Genomic DNA, 21,754 nt, shown 5'->3' with positions numbered 1-21,754 from the left:
TCGGCAGACGGAAGCCGGGGCTCCGGCGTTCGAACGGGGAGCGGCACCGTGAGGGATCGGCACCGCTCCCACCACCACTTTCACTCCCGACAACGCCGCTACTGAGGCTCCAAAGGTCCCCCGCCCGGGCCCCGACCGGCCCCAATCCGTGGGACTGGACAGTCCCCGGTACCGACAAGCGACGAATGGCGCTCGGTGCGGTCTCCGGCCGTTCACAGACCCGCTCGCACCGGGCCGAGACGCACCTGGAGCACCTCACCATCACCCGCAAGACCGTCACCGGCCTCGCCGACCGGCTCCCGGCCGTCGCGCCGGACCTGCCCGAGCACCCGGACCACCCTCGCGTCCTCGCCGCCTTCGACCACACCGAGGCCGACACCGACCCCTGCACCAGGAAGCACCAGCCGACACAACAGGTGATCCAGAAGCGCAGGGGCACAGCTCGATCAAGATCACGATGGATGTGTACGGGCACCTCTACGCCGAGTCCGAGCAGCGCACGCGCGACGTGATCGACCGCGCCTTCGACGGTGGTGGCTCCACCATTGGGTACGCGGGTGAAGTCATGGACGCGGTTGCCGCATAAGCTCGTGTCCGGGCAACGCCCCGAGCTGTTGCCCCGTTGTTGCCCGGCAGACTGGGAGAGAAGAAGTGATCAGGGTGTTTTCGCAGGTCAGCGGGATGACCAGGACTGCGGGGTAGGGCTAGGTGCACATCGTCATCATGGGCTGCGGCAGAGTGGGGTCCGCTCTAGCCCAGACCTTGGAGCAACAGGGGCACACAGTCGCCGTGGTCGACCAGGACCCCACCGCCTTCCGACGGCTCGGCTCCTCGTTCGGTGGCCGCCGGGTCACCGGAGTCGGCTTCGACCAGGACACCCTGCGCGAGGCCGGCATCGAGGAGGCCGGCGCATTCGCCGCCGTCTCCAGCGGCGACAATTCGAACATCATCGCCGCCCGCGTCGCCCGTGAGATGTTCGGCATCGAGAACGTCGCAGCCCGTATCTACGACCCCCGCCGTGCCGAGGTCTACCAGCGCCTCGGCATCCCGACCGTCGCCACCGTGCGCTGGACCGCCGACCAGATGCTGCGCCGTCTGCTGCCGTCCGGCGCCGAGCCGCTGTGGCGCGATCCCACCGGCGGCGTCCAGCTCGCCGAGGTGCACACCTCGACCGGCTGGGTCGGTCACAAGATCAGCAGGTTGCAGGAGGAGACGGGCGTCCGCGTGGCGTTCCTGACCCGCCTCGGCGAGGCGATCCTGCCCACCTCGCAGACGGTGCTGCAGGAGGGCGACCTGGTCCACGTGATGATGCGCACGGACGAGGTCGACAAGGTCGAGGCGGCGTTCGCCAAGGGTCCCGAAGAGGAGGGCGGTCACTGATGAGGGTCGCCATTGCCGGTGCCGGCGCGGTCGGCCGCTCGATCGCGGGCGAGCTGCTGGAGAACGGCCACGAGGTCCTGCTCATCGACAAGGCGCCGACCGCCATCTCGGTCGAGCGCGTCCCGCAGGCGGAGTGGCTGCTCGCCGACGCCTGTGAGATCACCTCCCTGGACGAGGCCGCGCTCCAGCGCTGCAACGTCGTGATCGCCGCGACCGGCGACGACAAGGTGAACCTGGTCGTCTCCCTGCTGGCGAAGACGGAGTACGGCGTCCCGCGCGTCGTCGCCCGGGTGAACAACCCGAAGAACGAGTGGCTGTTCAACGAGTCCTGGGGCGTCGACGTCGCCGTCTCCACGCCCCGCCTGATGTCCGCCCTCGTCGAGGAGGCGGTCAGCGTCGGCGACCTGGTCCGGCTGCTGCGCTTCAGCCATGGCGACGCCAACCTCGTCGAGCTGACCCTGCCGGAGGAGTCGGCCCTGGCCGGCACCCAGGTCGGCGATGTCGAGTGGCCCCAGGACACCTCCCTGGTCACCATCATCCGCGGCAACCGCGTCCTCACCCCGTCCCGGGAGGACTCCCTGGAGGCGGGCGACGAACTGCTGTTCGTGGCCGCCCAGGCCCGCGAGGAGCAGCTGGAGGATCTGCTCTCGGTGCGGCGCGAGGACACGGTGAGCTGAGCCGTTCCAGGATGACGACGGCGGAGGGCGCCCTGATTCCTCAGGGCGCCCTCCATCTGCTCAGCCGGTCCTGCCTTGGGCACTACGACCAGGGCGTGCGCGCCGCGGCGGCCTTGCGCTCCTCCTCGGCCTTCTCCTGCGCCTCCATCTCGGCGAACACGTCGATGGGCGGCGGGGCCTTCACCAGGAACACCCAGGTCAGCCATACGGCCAGCAGGAACGGCGGGATCTTCAGGGCGACCAGGACCCAGCCGAACTGGGTGGTGTCACCCCACCAGTACAGCGGGAAGAGGATCGCGCTCTTGGCGAGCAGGATCAGGCCCCAGGCGTAACTGGCCTTGGCGTACGCCTTCTTGCGGCCCGGGTTACGGGTGCGCCAGGAGAGGTTCTCCTTGAAGACCGGGCCGAGCATCAGGCCGAGCAGGGGGAACCCGGCCAGTGTCGTGATGATGTACGCGAGCGCCAGGCCCAGCGTGTAGAGCATGCCGGGCAGATAGAAGTCCTTGGCGTTGCCCGTCATCATCGCGAACACGACGCCGAACGCGACGCCGAAGACACCGCTGAAGGCGTGCTTGACGGTGTCCCTCATCGCCAGGCGGACCACGACCAGCAGCAGGGACACACCGATGGCGCCGATCGCCGACAGGTGCAGATCGTTGTTGATCGTGTAGACGGTGACGAAGAGGAGCCCGGGCATCACCGTCTCGATCATGCCCCGCATGCCGCCGAAGGCCTCGAACAGCGCTGCCTCGGTCACCGCCCGGGCGTCTTGCGCGGCGGCTGCGATGTCTTCGGTGTCTGTGGTCGGCTTGTCGAGCGACGTCACCGGCTACTCCCGTCCGAGGGGTCTCAGTTCGTATTTCGGGTTGAACAGCACGCGGCGGCCCCGGCTCATCGAGATCCGGCCCGATGCGATCAGCTTGCGTCCGGGCTCTATCCCCACGATGGAGCGCCGGCCGAGCCACACCACGTCCAGCGCGGCGGAGCCGTCGAACAACTCGGCCTCCAGGGCCGGGACTCCGGCGCGCGGCCGCAGGGTGACCGTGCGCAAGGTACCAGTAACCGTCACTATCTGACGGTCTTGGCAGTCACCGATGCGGATACAGCCTGCGGTGTCGGCGTCCTCGCGCAGCTCCTCCGACTCCAGGTCCTCCTGAGACGAGGAGAGCCGGTCGAGCATGCGCCGGAACCGGCCCACCGGCTTTTCGGAACGAGGAACACCACTCATATCTGAAGCGTACCGGGGCCCACCGACAGCTACGTACCCCCCGTGCTAGCGCTCGAACCGGTACCCCATCCCGGGTTCCGTGACGAAGTGCTTCGGATGTGAGGGGTCCGACTCCAGTTTCCTGCGCAGCTGGGCCATGTACACCCGCAGATAGTTGGTCTCCGTCCCGTATGACGGCCCCCACACCTCTTGCAGCAGTTGCTTCTGGCTGACCAGGCGGCCGCTGTTGCGGACGAGGACCTCCAGGAGGTGCCACTCCGTGGGGGTCAGCCGTACGTCCCTGCCGGCGCGGTTGACCTTCTTGGCGGCCAGGTCGACGGTGAACTCGTCGGTCTCCACCGCCACCTCGTCCTCGTCGGCCCCGGTAGGCTCGGCGCGGCGGACGGCGGCCCGCAGCCGGGCCAGCAGCTCGTCCATGCCGAAGGGCTTGGTGACGTAGTCGTCGGCGCCCGCGTCCAGCGCCTCGACCTTCTCGTCAGAGGTGTGCCGCGCGGAGAGCACGATGATCGGCACCCGGGTCCAGCCCCGCAGCCCCTTGATCACGTCGACGCCGTCCAGGTCGGGCAGCCCCAGGTCGAGCACCACCACGTCGGGGTGTCGGGCGGCGGCGAGCTGGAGGGCGGTGGCACCGTCGTGCGCCGCGTCGACCTCGTACTTGCGTGCCTTGAGGTTGATCACCAGGGCGCGCACGATCTGCGGCTCGTCGTCGATCACGAGCACCCGGGTCATAGGGACTGCCTTTCCGGTCGAGCGGGGTGAAGAGGTTCCTGCGCCTGCGGTCCTGCCGTGTCCGGCGGGCGGGATCCGGTGCCGCGGAGGGAGAGGACCATGGTGAGGCCGCCGCCGGGGGTGTCCTCGGCGTGCAGGGAGCCGTCCATCGCCTCGGCGAAGCCGCGGGCGACGGCGAGGCCCAGGCCGACTCCGGCGCCGCGGGGAGCGTCGCCGTAGCGCTGGAAGGGCTCGAAGATGCGCTCCTTGGCGGCGTCCGGGACGCCGGGCCCGCGGTCGGCCACCCGCACCTCCACACGGTCCGCGATGGCGCTGGCGGACACCAGGACGGGCTTGCCGTCCGGGCTGTACTTGACGGCGTTCTCGACCAGGTTGGCCACCGACCGCTCCAGCAGCCCGGCGTCGACGGACACCATCGGCAGCGTCTCGGGGATGTCCAGCTCCACGCTGCCCTCGGCAATCCCGCCCAGCGCCATCGGCACCACCTCGTCCAGGTCGATCTCCCGGATGATCGGTGTGACCGTGCCGGTCTGCAGCCGGGACATGTCCAGCAGATTGCCCACCAGATGGTCGAGCCGGTCGGCGCCGTCCTCGATGCCCTCCAGCAGCTCTGCCTGGTCCTCCTCCGACCACGCCACGTCGTCGGAGCGCAGGCTGCTCACCGCCGCCTTGATACCCGCCAGCGGGGTCCGCAGGTCATGGCTGACGGCGGCCAGCAGCGCGGTACGGATCCGGTCGCCCTCCGCCAGCGTCCGCGCCCGGTCGGCCTCCTCCCGCAACCGCCGCCGGTCCAGGGCCACCGCGGCCTGCGCGGCGAACGCGGCCAGCACCCGCCGGTCCTCCGCCGGCAGCACCCGCCCGGTCAGCGCCAGCGCCATATGGTCGCCCACCGGCACGTCCACATCCGCGGCCTCCGGGCTCGCACACGGCCTGGGCCCCACGCTCCCGGCACAGGTCCACGGCTCCACATCGCTCTGCCGCTCCAGCAGCGCCGCGGACTCCATCCCGAACGTCTCGCGCACCCGCTCCAGCAGCTCCTCCAGGCTCGTCTCACCGCGCAGCACGTTGCCCGCGAGGAAGGAGAGGATCTCCGACTCGGCCCGCAGCCGGGCGGCCTGCTGGGTACGCCGGGCGGCCAGGTCCACTACCGACGCCACCGACACCGCGACCCCGACGAAGATCACAAGGGCGACGATGTTCTCCGGGTCCGCGATGGTCAGCCGGTGCCGAGGCCGGGTGAAGAAGTAGTTCAGCAGCAGCGACCCGAAGGCCGCGGAGGCCAGCGCCGGGAAGAGCCCGCCGAGCAGGGCCGCCGCCACGACCACCGTGAGGAACAGCAACATGTCGTTGGCCAGGCCGACTTCGACGGTGTTCAGCAGCACCGTCAGGAGCGCCGGGCCGGCCAGTCCGATCAGCCACCCCCAGATGATCCTGGCCCGGCCGAGCCGTGCGCCCCTGGTGACGGGCAGTCCTCGTCCCTTGCCCGCTTCGTCGTGCGTGATCAGGTGGACGTCGAGATCGGGCCCGGACTCCCGGGCGACGGTCGCGCCCACGCCCGGCCCGAACACGTACTGCCAGCTCTTGCGCCGCGAGACGCCCAGCACGATCTGCGTGGCGTTCACCCCGCGCGCGAACTCCAGCAGCGCGTCCGGGATATCGTCCCCGACCACGTGGTGGAAGGTGCCGCCCAGGTCCTCCACCAGCGTGCGCTGCACCGCCAGCTCCTTCGGCGAGGCGGAGGTCAGTCCGTCACTGCGGGCGATGTAGACCGCCAGCACCTCGCCCCCGGCGCCCTTCTCCGCGAGGCGGGCCGCGCGCCGGATCAGCGTCCGCCCCTCAGGACCGCCGGTCAGCCCCACCACGATGCGCTCCCGCGAGCCCCAGATCGCCGACACCCGATGCTCACTGCGGTACTGCTTCAGGTACTCATCGACCCGGTCCGCCACCCACAGCAGCGCCAGCTCCCGCAACGCCGTCAGGTTCCCCGGCCGGAAGTAGTTCGACAGCGCCGCGTCCACCTTGTCGGGCTGGTAGACGTTGCCGTGCGCCATCCGCCGCCGCAGCGCCTGCGGCGACATGTCCACCAGTTCGATCTGATCCGCCCGGCGCACCACCTCGTCCGGCACCGTCTCCCGCTGCCGCACCCCCGTGATCGACTCCACCACGTCACCCAGCGACTCCAGATGCTGGATGTTCACCGTCGATATCACATCGATCCCGGCCGCCAGCAGTTCCTCGATGTCCTGCCACCGCTTGGCATTCCGGGACCCGGGGACGTTGGTGTGCGCCAGCTCGTCCACCAGGGCCACCCGGGGGCGGCGCGCGAGGACGGCGTCGACGTCCATCTCGGTGAAGACCCCGCCGCGGTACTCCAGCTCCCGGCGCGGGATCTGCTCCAGACCGTGCAGCATCACTTCGGTTCGCGACCGCCCGTGGTGCTCCACGAACGCCACCGCACAGTCCGTGCCCCGCTCCACCCGCCGGTGCGCCTCGGACAGCATCGCGTAGGTCTTGCCCACCCCCGGTGCGGCACCGAGGTAGATCCGAAGCTTGCCGCGTCCCATGGCCCCATTGTCTTCCCGTTCACTGCTGCGTACGCATCGTCGACCTTACGGTCAACGATGCGGACAAACGGGACGAGGAAGGCGCCGGGGGACGCCTTTGACGGAACCCTGACGCGCCGGGCGGCGGAAGGCTCAGCCCGGGTTGTCCCCGTGGGTGAGCGTCTCCCAGGCGACGAAGAGGTTGTTGCCGCCCGCAGGCCGGCCTCGCTCGGTGAGGGTCTGGGTGTTGGTCATGGCGTGACCGAGACGGTTGCCCAGGGCGTTGTAGCCGACCTCGGTGACCGGGCCGAGCCCGAGGTTCAGCGACCCGCCGCACAGCCAACGCGGAGCGGCCGTCCCCAGCTCGTACTTCGCCTGGAACCCGAGGGCATGCCGCAGCCGCTCGCCGACGTCGGTGCCGTACACGTCCTGCCCCTGGATCCGGCTGGTCTCAGCGACGTGCGAGATCGCGGATATGCCGTACCCCGTGTGGGTGAGGTCGCGGCAGGTTTCCTGGGTGAGTCCGGTGACGAAGGTTGACTGGCCCTGCCAGTACTTGACGATCTCTTCCCGGGTGTCGAGGTTCTGGCTGGGCACCGTCTTCGGCAGTTCACCGTCGGACGAGAGGTAGACGTAGGCGGCGGTGCGGGTACGGAACTTCGCCATGGCCCTGTCATACGACGTCCTGTCCTCCAGGAAGACGGAGATGCCGACGGCGGCCTCCATCATCGACAGCTCCCAGTTCCCGTTGGCGTTCGAGCCGTTGATGATCTCGGGCAGGTAGACATCCCGGAGCATGGTCGCGAAGCGGCCGGAGTTCGGCCAGCCGCCCGTGTACGTGTGCTTGATGATCTCGGCAGCTCGGGGCCAGGTGGAGCCCGCCCAGCCGGTCTGCAGGGGCGCGTTGCTGTTGGTGTGGTCCTTGATCGTGGCCGACCAGGCGTCCATCAGCGCGATGGCCTTCTTCGCGTACCGCTCGTCGCGGGTGATGTACCAGGCGAGGGCGTGGGTGTACGCGGCGATGGCGTCCTCACGCTCGTCGGTGCAGCCGTGGTTCGGGTTCGAGTACGAGCCGCACTCCACGGTCGCGCGCGGCTTGGGCGTGCGGTTCAGGTCGGCGTACCTGCTCGCCATCATCTTGTCGAAGGCTCCCTTCCAGGGCTGGGCGCCCGCGTCGACCTTGCTGCGGGTGAAGTCCAGCTGACCCTTGGAGACGGCGACTCCGGGGTGGACGAAGGTGGCGGGGGCAGCATCGGCAGGGCGGCCGGCCGGCCACGCGAGGGCGCCTGAGATGAGGGCGGCCACGGTGGCGAACAGTGCGGTACGGCGCATAGCGGGGGCTTCCTTCCGTTCTCGTATATGAACGTGAAGCACCTTTGTGAACCAGGCACTGGCCGGAGACCGTAGGTACAGACCAATCCCGCGTCAAGGGGCCGCGCACGAAAAAGGGCCGCACCCCGAACCCGGGGTGCGGCCCTTCTCGCGTCTGACTAGCGGACCTCGGTGATCTCCGGCCCGCGCTGCAACTGTCCCATGCCGCCGGAGAAACGCGATCCGGCCTCCTCCTGCTGGACGCCCTCGGGGACCATCTGCGCGTCGTTCGGCAGCTTCAGGACGATCGGGTCACGGGGGGCCATCGGGCCCTCGCCGCGGACCACGACCGTGTCCCGGAAGATCTGCTCCAACAGCCCGGCCGCCTGCGGCTGCACCGCGCCCTGCCCGGAGATCACACCGCGCAGGAACCAGCGGGGCCCGTCCACACCGACGAACCGCACCACCTGGAAGCCGCCCGTGCCGTCCGGCAGCTGCACCGGCACCTGGGCGCGCAGCTCCCAGCCCAGCGGACCCTCGACCTCGTCGACGATGCCACCCTGCTGAGTGATGCCGCCGGCGATCTCCTCGCGTACTTCGCCCCAGATGCCCTCGCGCTTGGGAGCGGCGAAGGCCTGCAACTGGACGGCGCTGTCGCGCAGCACGACGGTCGCCGCGACGATCGCGTCGCCCGCGACCTCGACCCGCAGCTCCATGCCCTCGACACCGGGCACGAACATGCCGCCCAGGTCGACCCGGCCCTCGGCCGCATCGCTCACCTCGGAGCTGTCCCAGGGCCCGTCCGGCCGCGGCTCCGGCTCAAGCCGCACGCGCTCGCCCGCTACGTCCTCGTCCACGTCCGCCTCAGTGTCGACACTGTCGACGACCTGCTCGGCCTCGCCGGCCGCGTCGTCGGCGGCACCCTTCTTCTTGCGACGTCCGAACACGTCACTGTCCTTCCCGGTCGGATACGACCGAAGCGTATCGATTCCCACCCGTCGCGCCGCCCACGGCGGCCTGACCGCTTGTGCTGCTTGTTCCGGTCACCGCGGCATGGCCGCCGGTGGATCCGAAGCCCCCTTCGGCCCGCGCCGACCCGGGAAGCTCCGCGACCTCATGGAAGCGGACCCTCTCGACCTGCTGGACGACCAGTTGGGCAATCCGGTCGAAGCGCTCGAACCGCACAGCCTCGCGCGGGTCGAGATTCACCACAATCACCTTGATCTCTCCACGGTACCCGGCATCAACCGTCCCCGGGGCATTGACGAGGGCGACACCGCAGCGGGCGGCGAGACCGGATCGCGGATGCACGAAGGCCGCATACCCCTCCGGGAGCGCGACAGACACCCCCGTGGGCAGTACGGCCCGTTCACCGGGCTTCAGTTCGCACGCCTCGGTGGTGCGCAGATCGGCTCCCGCGTCACCGGGGTGCGCATACGACGGAAGCGGTACGTCGGGGTCGACGCGCCGGATCAGCACGCCGAGCTCTTGTCGGGCGGCACGGCTCACGGATTCACCTCGAAGGCGCGGGCACGCCTGACCTGGTCGGGGTCGTCCATGGCGGCCCGGATCTCCGCCGGGCGGCCGTTGTCGACGAAGTGATCGACCTTCACCTCGATGAAGAGCGCGTCGGCACGGACGGCCACGGGGCCGTCGGGACCGTCGACGCGTCCGACGGCCGTCGAGTAGATCTTCCGCCCGGCCACCGCCACCACCTCGGCGGCCAGATGCAGCGTGGTACCCACCGCCACCGGCGCGACGAAGTCCGTCTCCAGGCGACCGGTCACGGCGATCGTCCGCAGCAGCCAGTTCAGCGAGCCGAGGGCCTCGTCCAGGGCCGCCGCCAGCACACCGCCGTGCGCGAGCCCGGGGGCGCCCTGGTGTTCGCGCCGCACGGTGAACTCGGCGGTGAGGCAGACGCCGTCGCCCGCCCGCGCCTCCAGATGCAGCCCATGGGCCTGCTCGCCGCCGCAGCCGAAGCAAAGGCCGTAGTGCGCGCCGAGCAGTTCGCCGGGCGCGGGAGCGTCGGGATGACGCACCGGCCTCCTGGCGTCGGCGGGCGGCTTGAGAACTGCGGACGAACCACTCACAGCCGCAGACCTTACCCGCCCGACCATCACCAACCGCCACCATGCCAAGCTTGGCCACATGCAGCTCTCCGCCGCGCCCTATGAAGAACGCCTCACCGTGCCCCGCTCCTGGTGGCTGATCAGCTTCCTGGTCGGTGTCTCCATGGCGCTCATCCTGCTGCCGTTCGGCACCCTGCCGATGCTCGGCGGCCTGGCCGGCGGCACCGCTGCCGCGGCCGTCGTCGCCAGCTCGTACGGCTCGCCGCGCATCCGCGTCGTCGCCGGCTCGCTGATCGCGGGCGAGGCGAAGATCCCGGTGACGGCCCTGGGCCAGGCTGAGATCCTGGACCCGGAGGAGACGCGCGCCTGGCGCACGTACAAGGCGGACACACGCGCGTTCCTGCTGCTGCGCGCCTACATCCCCACCGCGCTGAAGGTCGAGGTCACCGACCCGGACGACCCGACGCCGTATCTGTACCTGTCGACGCGGGAGCCTCAGCGGCTGGCGGAGGCGCTGAGGGCGGCAAAGGCGGCGGCCGCCTGAGCAGGCTCGGGGAAGTCCGGGGCGATTCGGCAGCGCCCCAAAGGGGCGCGCGGAACTGCGCGACCAGCCACGATGGACCCGCAGACGATCAACGGCCCATCACGGCCCCGCGGCGGAGCCGCATATCGACACAGCCAGCGGAGCGCTAGGCAAAGTTTCCGCCGGCTGGGCAAAGTTTCGGTTCAGTGCCCGAGTTCCTTGGGGATCTCGCCGATGCGCAGCGGATCCGCCGGAGCCTCCAGTGGCGGCAGCTCGGTCAGCGCGCCCCACGGCACCTGTGCCTTGCGGAGGTCCTTGCGGATGTGCGCGGCGACCTTCCGGGTGTCTCTGCGGTTCATGACCGCGCCGACCGCGGCACCCACCATGAACGGCATCAGGTTCGGCAGGTTGCGGACCATGCGCTTCATGATCTGCTGGCGCAGCTGGCGCTTCAGATGCCCGTTCACCGCCGCGTTGAGCGTCGACGGCTTTGTCACATCGACCCCGCGCTCCCCCGACCAGGAGTTGAGATACGCGGTGCTGCGCTGCTTGAGGTCGCCGGGCGGCCGTACGCCGTAGACCTCGTGCAGCTCGGCGATCAGCTTCAGCTCGATGGCCGCGACTCCGGTGATCTCGGCGGCCAGTTCCGTCGGCATCGCGGGCGGTACCGGCAGCATGGCCGCCGCTCCGATCCCGGCACCGACCGTGGAGGTCGCGTTGGCCGCGCCCGCCACGAGCTTGTCCGCGAGTTCCTCGGGCCCGAGGCCGGGGAACTGCCGCCGAAGCGTCTCAAGGTCGCGTACGGGGATCCGCGGGGCGATCTCGATCACCCGGTCGGCGAGGTACGCCAGGCCCGCCCGGGCCCGGCTGCCGCCCTTGCGGACGCCTTCCCTGGCCGTGTCCCGGATCACCGCCGCACGGCGCCGTGCGACGGGTGCCGGAGCCTCCGTCGGGACCGGCACCGGAAGGCCGGCCCGGTCGGCCGGTTCGAGCGAGGCCGATCCCGAATCGGATGAGCCCCGCTCGTCGTCACGCGCGCCATGAGGGCCGTCGAGCGACCCTTCGTCCGCTCCCCGCGCGGGGAAGCGGCGCTTCCAGGGAGAGGTCGAGCCAGTCACGGCCGACCCGTCCTCAGTCGCAGTCGCGGCAGATCGGCTGACCGTTCTTCTCCCGGGCCAGCTGGCTGCGGTGGTGCACCAGGAAGCAGCTCATGCAGGTGAACTCGTCCTGCTGCTTGGGCAGTACCCGGACGGCCAGCTCCTCGTTCGAGAGGTCCGCGCCGGGCAGCTCCAGGCCTTCCGCGGCCTCGAACTCGTCGACGTCCACAGCGGAGGTCGACTTGTCGTTCCGCCGGGCCTTGAGTTCTTCCAAGCTGTCCGAGTCGACGTCGTCGTCGGTCTTGCGTGGGGTGTCGTAATCCGTTGCCATGTCGCTCTCCCCCTCTGGGTGTCTGCGGTGTCTCCAGCGCACGTAACGCGTGAGAGGCCGGACTTGTGCCCGACCCGAGGCGGAGATTTTGCCTCACATCAAGGTCTGTTACTCAATCGACACCCAACCGGACTCCTCAAGAGTGATCGGCTTGGATGGCGATGCGGACCGTACACGGTCCTGATGCCGCACTTCAAAGGCGTCTCACCGTGTACTTCCCGTGATCAAGGCCCCCGAAAACCGGGATTTTCCCGGCTTTCCGACAAGACGCATGATCACTGAGAGTAGATGGCCGGAAAGTTGCCCTTGTGATCGATCACACACGGTAACGCCTGCGGCGGGCCATGGAAATTCCGCGCAAAGCGAACATCCCCGTGTGGGTCGCGGCACGATCTCAGACGGGCAGGGTGACTCTCATCACGAGCCCTCCCCCCTCACGCGGTTGCGCCATGATGTGCCCGCCGTGTGCCCGGGCCACGGACCGGGCGATGGACAGACCGAGTCCGACGCCCTTGTCGCTGCCCGTGCGCTCGGTGCGCAGCCGTCTGAACGGCTCGAAGAGATTGTCGATCTCGTACGCCGGGACGACCGGGCCCGTGTTCGTGACGACCAGGACCGCCTGGCCGTGCTGCACCTCGGTGCTGACCTCGACCCAGCCGTCCTCCGGCACGTTGTACCGCACGGCGTTCTGCACGAGGTTCAGCGCGATCCGCTCCAGCAGTACGCCGTTGCCCTGGACCACCGCCGACTTCTGCTCGCCCCGGATCTCCACGCCGTTGGCCTGCGCCTCGGCATGCACCTGGTCGACGGCCTGGGAGGCTACCTCGGCGAGGTCCACCGGCCCGCGCTCGACGATCTGGTTGTCGCTGCGGGCGAGCAGCAGCAGCCCTTCGACGAGCTGCTCGCTGCGCTCGTTGGTGGACAGCAGCGTCTTGCCGAGCTGCTGAAGCTCCACCGGCGCGTTCGGGTCTGACAGATGCACTTCGAGAAGCGTGCGGTTGATCGCGAGTGGGGTGCGCAGTTCGTGCGAGGCGTTCCCGACGAAGCGCTGCTGGGCGGTGAAGGCGCGCTGCAGCCGCTCCAGCATGTCGTCGAAGGTGTCGGCCAGCTCCTTCAGCTCGTCGTCCGGACCGTCCAGCTCGATACGGCGGGACAGATCCGAGCCCGCCACCGCGCGGGCGGTGCGGGTGATCCGGCCGAGCGGCGCCAGGACCCGTCCGGCCATGCCGTAGCCGAAGGCGAAGGCGATCACGGCGAGACCGAGCAGGGCCAGCAGCGAGCGGCTGAGCAGATTGTCCAGGGCGTGCTGACGCTGCTCGTTGACGCAGTCGTTCATCGCGCTGTTGAACGTGCTGGGCGATGCGCTGCTGGGCAGGTTGCAGATGTCGCTGGCGACCCTGCCGTCGACGATCTTGAAGGGCAGCTCACTGCCCACGTTCAGCGCCTGCGCGGCCAGCAGATAGATGATCGACAGCAGCAGGATGCCGGCGATCAGGAACATGCCGCCGTACAGCAGCGTGAGCCGTATCCGGATGGTCGGGCGCAGCCAGGGGAACGGGGCCTCCGGCCTGCGGGGGTCCCAGGTGGGCTTCGGGGGCGCCTGGGGCGGCACCGGTGTGGCGGCCACCGGAATCAGATCCGGTAGCCGGAGCCGGGCACGGTGACGATGACGGGCGGCTCGCCCAGCTTGCGGCGCAGGGTCATGACGGTCACGCGCACGACGTTGGTGAACGGGTCGGTGTTCTCGTCCCAGGCCTTCTCCAGTAGCTGTTCCGCGGAGACGACCGCGCCCTCGCTGCGCATCAGCACCTCCAGGACGGCGAACTCCTTCGGCGCGAGCTGGACCTCCTTGCCGTCGCGGAAGACCTCACGGCGGTTCGGGTCGAGCTTGATGCCGGCGCGCTCCAGGACGGGCGGCAGCGGCATGCTGGTGCGGCGGCCGAGGGCACGCACGCGTGCCGTCAGCTCGCTGAACGCGAAGGGCTTGGGGAGATAGTCGTCGGCTCCGATCTCCAGGCCCTCGACCCGGTCGCTGACGTCGCCCGACGCCGTGAGCATCAGCACGCGGGTGGGCATGCCGAGTTCGACGATCTTGCGGCAGACGTCGTCGCCGTGCACGAGCGGGAGGTCACGGTCGAGGACGACCACGTCGTAGTCGTTGACGCCGATGCGCTCCAGGGCGGCCGCACCGTCGTACACGACGTCGACGGCCATGGCCTCCCGGCGGAGTCCGGTGGCCACCGCATCGGCGAGCAGTTGCTCGTCCTCGACGACGAGTACGCGCACGTCGCTTGTCCTTCCTGTGTCCACCCGCGTAGCGCCTCCAGAGCGCACGCGAGCAGGGTCTCCGTGGGATTGTTGCCCTCCATCCTGCCCTTTTCGACCATAAGTCGGAGGTAAGGCGGGGGACGGAGCCCCTGAGAGCAGGCCACCGGGGCCGTGCGGGCGGGGTGCAGGAACCGGGAAGCGGGGTGCAGGAACCGGGAATACGAGATTTTCTCCGCCGGTTGAGGTTTCCGTGGGAGGGAGCGGGGGGAGGACCGTTTACACCCCGCGATCACGCTCTGCATGTACCGCAACACCATGCGGTACGCCGCGAACCGCTTTCCCGCAGAGCGGGCGTGGGTGTCCGGCACCGTCGCCGCCCAGCCCGGGCAGCGCTGGGCATCCACAGGAGACGTGATCGCCCCTTCCGAACGGCACACCCCCGTGCCAACGACCCACGACCCAGGACGAGGGGGCGCAGCATGGACGCATTCACCGCAGGACTTCTGCAGCGCATAAGGGCGACCGAATCCGACCTGACGCGGGCTCGTGACGAGGGCGACGACTTCCTCGTCGAGGTGGAGCAGGGCGAACTCGACGACCTGCGCCGCCTGGCGGCCGAACACGGTGTGGAGGTCGGCGCGTCCGCCGTCTGATCCGCAGCACACGCACGACGACGGTCCCCGGCGAATCCAGCGCCGGGGACCGTCGTCTGGGTCAGTGGTCGTTACTCAGTCGTGCCAGGCGCCGAAGTCCTCCAGGAGGCGCTGAAGGGGCTCGAAGACGCCCGGTGTGGCCGCGACCGTCAGGGCGTGGGACGGGGGCTGTGCGGGGCGTCCACCGGTCAGGGCGCCCGCCTCACGGGCGATGAGGTCGCCTGCGGCCAGGTCCCAAGGGTGCAGGCCCCGCTCGTAGTAGCCGTCCAGACGGCCGGCGGCCACATCGCACAGGTCGACCGCGGCCGAGCCGCCCCGACGGATGTCACGCAGGAGCGGGATCAGCTTCTGGGCGACGTCGGCCTGGTGGGCGCGGACCTCGGAGACGTAGTTGAACCCGGTCGAGACCAGGGCCTGCTCAAACGGTGGCGCCGGGCGGCAGGTCAGCTTCCGTTCGCCGTCCCACGCACCCGTGGCCCACGCGCCGCCACCCCGTATCGCGTGGTACGTCTCACCGCGCATCGGTGCGGCGACGACACCGACCACTCGCTCACCGTCCTGCTCGGCCGCGATGGAGACGGCCCAAGTCGGCAGGCCGTACAGGTAGTTGACCGTGCCGTCGAGTGGGTCGATCACCCAGCGGATGCCGCTGGAGCCGTCGGTGGAGGCGCCCTCCTCACCGAGGAAGCCGTCGTCGGGGCGGCGGCCGGCGATCAGGCCGGTGATCAGCTTCTCCGCCGCGATGTCCATCTCGGTGACCACGTCGATCGGGCTGGACTTGGTGGCGGCGACCGCGAGGTCGGCCGGGCGGCCGTCACGCAGCAGCTCGCCCGCGCGGCGGGCGGCCTCCCGGGCCAGGGCGAGCAGGTCCGAGTGCAGGGGGTCGGTCACGGCGCTCCTCACGCGTACGTGCTGTCGGCGCCCGCGGCGGCGGGGCGGGGGGCGCGCGCCGGGCAGCAGCCCACCGGGCAGAGGTGGTGGCTCGGACCCAGGGCTCCCAGGGCGCACGGCGTGACCTCCTGGCCACGCTCGACGGCGGCCCGCTCCAGGACGAGGTCGCGGATCGCGGCGGCGAACCGGGGGTCGGCGCCGACGGTGGCGGAGCGGCGCAGCGGCAGCCCCAGCTCCTCGCCCTTCGCCTTGGCCTCCGTGTCGAGGTCGTACAGGACCTCCATGTGGTCGGAGACGAAACCGATGGGCGCCATGACGATGGCCGGGGCCCCGGCCGCGTGCCGCTCCTCAAGGTGGTCGCAGATGTCGGGCTCCAGCCACGGGATGTGGGTGGCTCCGGAGCGCGACTGGTACACCAGCTGCCAGGGGTGGTCGATGCCGGTGCGCTCGCGCACGGCGCCGGCGATCAGCTCCGCGGCGTCCAGGTGCTGCGCGACGTAGGCCCCGCCGTCGCCGTGGTCCTCGACCGGGCCGGAGGTGTCGGCGGCGGCGGTCGGGATGGAGTGGGTCGTGAAGGCGAGGTGCGCGCCGTCCCGGTCGTCCTCCGGGAGGTCGGCCAGCGACTGGAGCACACCGTCGATCATGGGTTCCAGGAACCCCGGGTGGTTGAAGTAGTGGCGCAGCTTGTCGATCTTCGGCAGCTCCAGGCCCTCGGCCTGAAGCGCCGCGAGCGAGTCGGCGAGGTTCTCGCGGTACTGGCGGCAGCCCGAGTACGAGGCGTAGGCGCTGGTGGCGAGGGTCAGGATGCGGCGGCGGCCGTCGGCGACCATCTCGCGCAGGGTGTCCGTCAGGTAGGGCGCCCAGTTGCGGTTGCCCCAGTAGACCGGCAGGTCCACGCCGTGGTCGGCGAAGTCCTTGCGGAGGGCGTCGAGAAGGGCGCGGTTCTGGTCGTTGATCGGGCTGACCCCGCCGAACAGGAAGTAGTGCCGGCCGACTTCCTTGAGGCGTTCCTTGGGGATGCCGCGCCCTCGCGTCACGTTCTCCAGGAACGGGACCACGTCGTCCGGGCCCTCGGGGCCGCCGAACGAGAGCAGGAGCAGGGCGTCGTAGGGGGTGGCATCGAGCGCTTCTGGCATGAGTCGATCCTGCCACCCGGCACTGACAGCCGGGAAACGGCGGGGTGACCAGTGCGGTCCCGGTGGTGCAAGTGGGTGACACGGCCCGTAACCTGTATCCGCCCTCTTCACGCCTTACCCCAGCCCGCGCCCGGGTCAGTGCCCGGCGCACGGTCGCACACCCGCCGTACCGGAGACCCCGTGCCCAGCCCCTACCTCGCCCTGTTCGCCGCCCCCGGCTCCAAGGGCTTCGCCGCCGCCGGCTTCCTCGGGCGGATGCCGCTGTCGATGATGGGCATCGGCGTCGTCACGATGATCTCCCAGCTCACCGGGCGGTACGGGCTGGCGGGCGCCCTGGCGGCCACCATCGCGATGGCGGCCGCGATCGCGGGCCCGCAGGTCTCGCGGCTGGTGGACCAGTACGGGCAGCGGCGGGTGCTGCGCCCGGCGACGCTGGTGTCACTCGTCGCGGCGGCCCTGCTGCTGTTCGCCGCGCACTACGGATGGCCGGACTGGGTGCTGTTCGTCGCGTGCGTCGGGATCGGCTGCGTGCCGAGCATCGGGGCGATGATCCGCGCCCGCTGGGCCGCCCTGTACCGGGGCACCCCGCAGCTGCACACGGCGTACTCCTTCGAGTCCGTGGTGGACGAGGTCTGCTTCATCTTCGGGCCGATCATCTCCATCGGCCTGTCCACGGCGTGGTTCCCGGAGGCGGGGCCGCTGCTCGCCGCCTGCTTCCTGGCGGCCGGGGTCTTCTGGCTGACCGCGCAGCGCGCCACCGAGCCGAAGCCGCATCCGCGCGAGCACCACAGCGGCGGCAGCGCGCTGCGCACACCTGGTCTCCAGGTCCTGGTGGCCACCTTCGTGGCGACCGGAGCGATCTTCGGGGCCGTCGACGTGGTCACCGTGGCCTTCGCCGAGGAGCAGGGGCACAAGGGCGCCGCGAGCCTCGTGCTGGCGATCTATGCGGCTGGCTCCTGCGTGGCAGGAGCCGTGTTCGGGCTGCTGCGGTTCCAAGGAGCGCCCGAACGTCGCTGGCTGCTGGGCGTGTTCATGATGGCCGTGAGTATGATCCCCCTCCTACTGGTCGGAAACTTGCCGTTTCTGGCCGTGGCGCTGTTCGCTGCGGGCCTGTTCATCGCTCCCACGATGATCACGACGATGTCCCTCATCGAAGAGCACGTACCACGCGCGCAGCTCACCGAAGGCATGACCTGGGTGAGCACCGGGCTCGCGGTCGGGGTCGCACTCGGCTCCTCCGTGGCCGGCTGGGTGATCGACGCGGCCGGGGCGCGTGCCGGGTACGGGGTTCCGGCGGTGTCCGGGGCCGTCGCGGTCGCGGTCGGTTTCCTCGGGTTCCGCCGGCTCAGCAGGCCGGCGCCACGGCGGGGAGGCACCGTTGAGCACCACAGTGAGTGGCAGGAACGACACATGGCGTAACTGGGGCGGCACCGTCGCCGCCCGGCCCGCGCGGCAGGTCGAACCCGCCTCCGTGGACGAACTGGCCGCTGCCGTACGGAAGGCGGCGGAGGACGGGCTGACCGTGAAGGCCGTCGGTTCGGGGCATTCGTTCACGTCCGTGGCCGCCACCGACGGTCTGTTGATCCGCCCTCAACTGCTGACCGGCATCCGCACCATCGATCGCGAAGCCGGGACTGTCACGGTGCAGGCCGGCACCCCGCTCAAGAGACTCAACATGGCCCTCGCGCGCGAGGGCCTGTCGCTCACGAACATGGGCGACATCATGGAGCAGACGGTCTCCGGGGCCACCAGCACCGGCACCCATGGCACCGGCCGGGACTCGGCCTCGATAGCCGCCCAGATCAAAGGGCTTGAGCTGGTCACGGCCGACGGCTCGGTGCTGACCTGCTCGGAGAAGGAGAACCCGGAGGTCTTCGCGGCCGCGCGCATAGGCCTGGGCGCCCTCGGCATCATCACCGCGATCACCTTCGCCGTGGAGCCGATCTTCCTGCTCACGGCCCGTGAGGAGCCGATGAGTCTGGACCAGGTCACCAGCCGGTTCGACGAACTCTGGACAGAGAACGAGCACTTCGAGTTCTACTGGTTCCCGCACACCGGCAACACCAACACCAAGCGCAACAACCGCAGCCCGGGCCCGGAGCGGCCGGTGGGGCAGCTCGCGGGCTGGTTCGAGGACGAGTTCCTCTCCAACGGCGTCTTCCAGGTGGCCCAGTGGGCCGGCCGCGCGGTGCCCGCCACGGTCCCGGCGATCGCCCAGATCTCCAGCAAGGCGCTGTCCGCTCGGACTTACACCGATATTCCCTACAAAGTCTTCACTTCGCCGCGACGGGTGCGCTTCGTGGAAATGGAGTACGCCGTCCCGCGCGAGGCCGTCGTCGAGACGCTGCGTGAACTGAAGACGACGGTCGACCGCTCCGGCCTGAGGATCAGCTTCCCGGTCGAGGTGCGCACGGCTCCCGCCGACGACATCACGCTCTCCACCGCCTCCGGCCGCGACACCGCCTACATCGCCGTCCACATGTTCAAGGGGACGCCCTATCAGGCGTATTTCACCGCCGCCGAACGCATCTTCACCGCGCACGAGGGCCGGCCGCACTGGGGCAAGGTGCACACCCGGGACGCCGAGTACTTCGCCGCGGCCTACCCCCGGTTCGGCGAGTTCACGGCGCTGCGGGATCGGCTTGACCCGGAACGGCGGTTTCAGAACGACTACTTGCGGCGGGTGCTGGGGCCGTAGCCGACTCCCCGGAAATGGGGGGCACTTGCGCCCTTGGAGGGGGACGCATCGGCGAAACCATTAGTTCCGTTTCTGCCGATTGCGTGACGTACGCCACGTTCAAGATCCGAAAATCCCCGTCCGGACGGCCAAGTCCCACTCGTTGCCAGAAGTTGGGCGGCGAGCCAATCCACGCACGTGGCCCAAATGGAGTACTGTTGCCAGCCCTGGGCCCGGTCTCCCGCCAGGGCGTCCGTGGCCTTCAAGGACCGCCGGGAGGAGGCTAGTTGCACAGGGTGACGGAGTTGGTCACTTAGCGTTGCGAATAGGTAACCGTGCCATAACGGCGATCCAGGGCCCCGGCCCGACACGCCGGGCAACTCGGCAAGGTTGTGGCAGGCTGCACCCGGGCAGGCCACACTCGACTAGCGGAAGCAGCGACGCACGTGACGTCGGCAGGCACCACCCGGGAGGTCCCCATGCCCGAACTGCGTGTCGTGGCCGTCTCCAATGACGGCACACGGCTGGTGCTCAAGGCTGCCGACTCGACGGAGTACACCCTCCCGATTGACGAACGGCTGCGCGCCGCCGTGCGCGGCGACCGGCCGCGCCTCGGCCAGATCGAGATCGAGGTCGAGAGCCATCTCCGCCCCCGCGACATCCAGGCGCGTATACGTGCGGGTGCGACCGCGGAAGAGGTCGCACAGATGGCCGGAATCCCGGTCGACCGGGTACGCCGATTCGAGGGGCCGGTGCTGGCCGAGCGCGCCTTCATGGCCGAGCGAGCCCGCAAGACACCCGTCCGCAGACCCGGTGAGAACGCCGCCGGGCCCCAACTCGGCGAGGCCGTCCAGGAGCGGCTGCTGCTGCGCGGCGCCGACAAGGACACCGTCCAGTGGGACTCGTGGCGTCGCGACGACGGCACCTGGGAAGTCCTGCTGGTCTACCTGGTCGCGGGCGAACCGCACTCGGCGAGCTGGACGTACGATCCGCCCCGGCGGCTCGTCCAGGCCGTCGACGAGGAAGCGCGCTCGCTGATCGGTGAGTCCGAGGACCTCGCCGCGGCCGAGCCCAGCTTCCCGTTCGTGCCGCGTATCGCCCGGCTGCCGCGGGACCGTCCGCTGGACCGCCCGGAGCGTCCGATGCTGCCGTCGCCCTCCCCCGAGCCCGAGGTGGAGAGCACCGGTGAACGCGACTCCCTGACCAGCCTGCTGGAGGCGGTGCCGAGCTTCCGCGGCGACATGGTCGTGCCGGAACGCCCGGCTCCGGAGCCGGTGGCGGAGGAGCCCCCCGCCGCCGAACCCGCGGAGGAGGAACCTCCGGCCCCCGCCGCGTCGGCCGGTTCCGCCTACGCCGATGTCCTCATGCCCCGCTCGGTCGGCAGCCACCGCGACCGCCTCATCGGCGCCACCGACCGCCAGGCCGAAGCCGACGGTGTCCGCCCCGGCCGCCGGGCAGCGGTGCCGAGCTGGGACGAGATCGTGTTCGGCACGCGGCGGAAGAAGCAGGAGTAACCGGTCGTACGAGAGTGGGGCCCGCGCCTTGGATCGCTTGGATCGGCGCGGGCCTCTCGTGCGCCTGAAGGGCTGACAGCTGCTGAACGGTCCATCAGCGCATCTCAGCCTCTGTCGGCTCGTGTCGTGCTGGCGTGGACTCTCCGAGTGGGGGAGGGGGCGTCGTGGAGTGCCCTGCGCGGTGTGGTCCGGGGCTTGGGCTCTGGAGGGGAACGAGGGTTCCTTCAGGGTGTCGAGTGAGGGGGAAGTTCCGGCCGCGGTCCGGCTGTGTGGTGCAGGCGTTCAAGTTCGCTCTCGATCCGAAGCCGGGCAGGAGCGGGCGCTGCGCTCGCACTGCGGTGCCGCCCGCGCGGCCTACAACTGGGCCGTGTCCTGGGTGACCGCCGCATGGTGGCAGCGCAAGGCCGAGGCCACCTACGGCATCAGCGAGGACGACCTCACGCCGTGGCGGCCGTGGTCGCTGCCCGCACTGCGCAAGGAGTTCAACCGCATCAAGACCACCGACCCCAGATTCGCCGACTGGTGGCAGGAGAACTCCAAGGAGGCCTACAGCACCGGGCTGTCGAACGCGGCCGCCGCGTTCGACAACTACGCCAAGTCCAAGCAGGGCAAACGCAAAGGTGCCAGGGTGGGTATCCCGCGCCGGAAGCCGAAGCGGAAGGCGCGTCTGGCCTGCCGGTTCACCACCGGCACGATCCGTGTCGAGCCGGACGGCCGGCACGTCACC

At 70.1% G+C, this 21,754-nt stretch carries 22 protein-coding genes and 1 pseudogene; 9 read left to right on the top strand and 14 right to left on the bottom strand.

The genetic code is table 11. From position 1 onward, the window contains the following. The first annotated feature begins 185 nt into the window (after positions 1-185). The 3 genes from GFH49_RS15875 (at position 186) to GFH49_RS15865 (ending at position 2,057) form a co-directional block, all read left to right on the top strand. On the top strand, positions 186-512 hold the full coding sequence (locus tag GFH49_RS15875) for a hypothetical protein (RefSeq protein WP_155056532.1): 327 nt from the start codon (positions 186-188) through the stop codon (positions 510-512). Positions 513-708: 196 nt separating this feature from the next. Further along, positions 709-1,380: a potassium channel family protein gene (locus GFH49_RS15870; RefSeq protein WP_155056531.1), complete on the top strand. Its 672-nt coding sequence runs from the start codon at positions 709-711 to the stop codon at positions 1,378-1,380. Beyond that, on the top strand, positions 1,380-2,057 hold the full coding sequence (locus GFH49_RS15865) for a potassium channel family protein (protein ID WP_155056530.1): 678 nt from the start codon (positions 1,380-1,382) through the stop codon (positions 2,055-2,057). Before GFH49_RS15870 ends, GFH49_RS15865 begins: the two co-directional genes overlap by 1 nt. An 82-nt stretch (positions 2,058-2,139) precedes the next feature. Here GFH49_RS15865 and GFH49_RS15860 read toward each other — a convergent pair whose 3' ends face one another. The 8 genes from GFH49_RS15860 to GFH49_RS15825 all read right to left on the bottom strand — a co-directional run bounded on the left by GFH49_RS15860 (position 2,140) and on the right by GFH49_RS15825 (position 9,958). Then, complete coding sequence (locus GFH49_RS15860) at positions 2,140-2,883, bottom strand: DUF3159 domain-containing protein (RefSeq protein ID WP_155056529.1); 744 nt, start codon at positions 2,881-2,883, stop codon at positions 2,140-2,142. Between the two features lie 3 nt (positions 2,884-2,886). Then, the gene (locus tag GFH49_RS15855; protein ID WP_155056528.1) at positions 2,887-3,285 is read right to left on the bottom strand and encodes an OB-fold nucleic acid binding domain-containing protein; all 399 of its coding nucleotides are present in this window, start codon (positions 3,283-3,285) and stop codon (positions 2,887-2,889) included. Positions 3,286-3,330: 45 nt separating this feature from the next. After that, positions 3,331-4,014 (bottom strand): response regulator, encoded by a 684-nt coding sequence (locus GFH49_RS15850; RefSeq protein WP_155056527.1) that lies wholly within the window; start codon positions 4,012-4,014, stop codon positions 3,331-3,333. Next, complete coding sequence (locus tag GFH49_RS15845; RefSeq protein WP_155056526.1) at positions 4,011-6,578, bottom strand: DUF4118 domain-containing protein; 2,568 nt, start codon at positions 6,576-6,578, stop codon at positions 4,011-4,013. The genes GFH49_RS15850 and GFH49_RS15845 overlap by 4 nt, the downstream gene beginning before the upstream one ends. Before the next feature lie 132 nt (positions 6,579-6,710). Further along, positions 6,711-7,889, bottom strand: coding sequence for an alginate lyase family protein (locus GFH49_RS15840; protein WP_155056525.1), 1,179 nt, complete (start codon positions 7,887-7,889; stop codon positions 6,711-6,713). A 158-nt stretch (positions 7,890-8,047) separates the two neighbouring features. Next, the gene (locus tag GFH49_RS15835) at positions 8,048-8,815 is read right to left on the bottom strand and encodes a DUF3710 domain-containing protein (RefSeq protein WP_155056524.1); all 768 of its coding nucleotides are present in this window, start codon (positions 8,813-8,815) and stop codon (positions 8,048-8,050) included. 1 nt (position 8,816) lies between these two features. Further along, positions 8,817-9,377 carry a dUTP diphosphatase gene (gene dut, locus GFH49_RS15830; RefSeq protein WP_196218004.1) on the bottom strand — a complete coding sequence of 187 codons (561 nt, stop codon included), beginning with the start codon at positions 9,375-9,377 and terminating at the stop codon, positions 8,817-8,819. Beyond that, a complete protein-coding gene (locus GFH49_RS15825; protein ID WP_155056523.1) occupies positions 9,374-9,958 on the bottom strand; it encodes a PaaI family thioesterase in 585 nt (194 codons plus the stop codon). Before GFH49_RS15825 ends, dut begins: the two co-directional genes overlap by 4 nt. A 58-nt stretch (positions 9,959-10,016) precedes the next feature. Between GFH49_RS15825 and GFH49_RS15820 the strand changes: the two genes are divergently transcribed. Beyond that, entirely contained in the window at positions 10,017-10,481 is a 465-nt protein-coding gene (locus GFH49_RS15820) for a DUF3093 domain-containing protein (RefSeq protein WP_155056522.1), read from the top strand. Positions 10,482-10,663: 182 nt separating this feature from the next. On the opposite strand, the gene GFH49_RS15815 is transcribed toward GFH49_RS15820, so the two are convergent. The 4 genes from GFH49_RS15815 to GFH49_RS15800 form a co-directional block, all read right to left on the bottom strand. Next, a complete protein-coding gene (locus GFH49_RS15815) occupies positions 10,664-11,578 on the bottom strand; it encodes a hypothetical protein (protein ID WP_155056521.1) in 915 nt (304 codons plus the stop codon). Between the two features lie 13 nt (positions 11,579-11,591). Further along, positions 11,592-11,888, bottom strand: a complete 297-nt coding sequence (locus tag GFH49_RS15810; protein ID WP_005481602.1) for a DUF4193 domain-containing protein — start codon at positions 11,886-11,888, stop codon at positions 11,592-11,594. A 394-nt stretch (positions 11,889-12,282) separates the two neighbouring features. Further along, positions 12,283-13,515, bottom strand: a complete 1,233-nt coding sequence (locus GFH49_RS15805) for a sensor histidine kinase (RefSeq protein ID WP_155056520.1) — start codon at positions 13,513-13,515, stop codon at positions 12,283-12,285. 5 nt (positions 13,516-13,520) lie between these two features. Then, positions 13,521-14,174: a response regulator transcription factor gene (locus GFH49_RS15800; protein ID WP_046257092.1), complete on the bottom strand. Its 654-nt coding sequence runs from the start codon at positions 14,172-14,174 to the stop codon at positions 13,521-13,523. Positions 14,175-14,635: 461 nt separating this feature from the next. Here GFH49_RS15800 and GFH49_RS39365 point away from each other — a divergent pair, with 461 nt between their 5' ends. After that, a complete protein-coding gene (locus GFH49_RS39365) occupies positions 14,636-14,809 on the top strand; it encodes a hypothetical protein (protein ID WP_196218003.1) in 174 nt (57 codons plus the stop codon). Between the two features lie 75 nt (positions 14,810-14,884). On the opposite strand, the gene GFH49_RS15795 is transcribed toward GFH49_RS39365, so the two are convergent. Then, positions 14,885-15,700: an inositol monophosphatase family protein gene (locus tag GFH49_RS15795; protein ID WP_155056519.1), complete on the bottom strand. Its 816-nt coding sequence runs from the start codon at positions 15,698-15,700 to the stop codon at positions 14,885-14,887. Between the two features lie 8 nt (positions 15,701-15,708). Then, on the bottom strand, positions 15,709-16,836 hold the full coding sequence (locus tag GFH49_RS15790; RefSeq protein WP_155056518.1) for a ferrochelatase: 1,128 nt from the start codon (positions 16,834-16,836) through the stop codon (positions 15,709-15,711). 180 nt (positions 16,837-17,016) lie between these two features. Here GFH49_RS15790 and GFH49_RS15785 point away from each other — a divergent pair, with 180 nt between their 5' ends. The 4 genes and pseudogenes from GFH49_RS15785 to GFH49_RS15770 form a co-directional block, all read left to right on the top strand. Beyond that, positions 17,017-18,255, top strand: a complete 1,239-nt coding sequence (locus GFH49_RS15785; RefSeq protein WP_155056517.1) for an MFS transporter — start codon at positions 17,017-17,019, stop codon at positions 18,253-18,255. Continuing rightward, positions 18,215-19,534 (top strand): FAD-linked oxidoreductase, L-gulonolactone oxidase family, encoded by a 1,320-nt coding sequence (locus tag GFH49_RS15780; RefSeq protein WP_155056516.1) that lies wholly within the window; start codon positions 18,215-18,217, stop codon positions 19,532-19,534. The genes GFH49_RS15785 and GFH49_RS15780 overlap by 41 nt, the downstream gene beginning before the upstream one ends. Before the next feature lie 458 nt (positions 19,535-19,992). Beyond that, positions 19,993-21,027: a septation protein SepH gene (gene sepH, locus GFH49_RS15775; protein ID WP_155056515.1), complete on the top strand. Its 1,035-nt coding sequence runs from the start codon at positions 19,993-19,995 to the stop codon at positions 21,025-21,027. Positions 21,028-21,394: 367 nt separating this feature from the next. Continuing rightward, positions 21,395-21,754 (top strand): annotated as a pseudogene (locus GFH49_RS15770) (IS607 family element RNA-guided endonuclease TnpB); the annotation flags it as partial.

It is taken from the genome of Streptomyces blattellae (genome assembly GCF_009709555.1).
Lineage (GTDB): Bacteria > Actinomycetota > Actinomycetes > Streptomycetales > Streptomycetaceae > Streptomyces > Streptomyces blattellae.
Note: the sequence above shows the minus strand (reverse complement) of the source record. Positions and strands in the feature narration are given on the sequence as shown.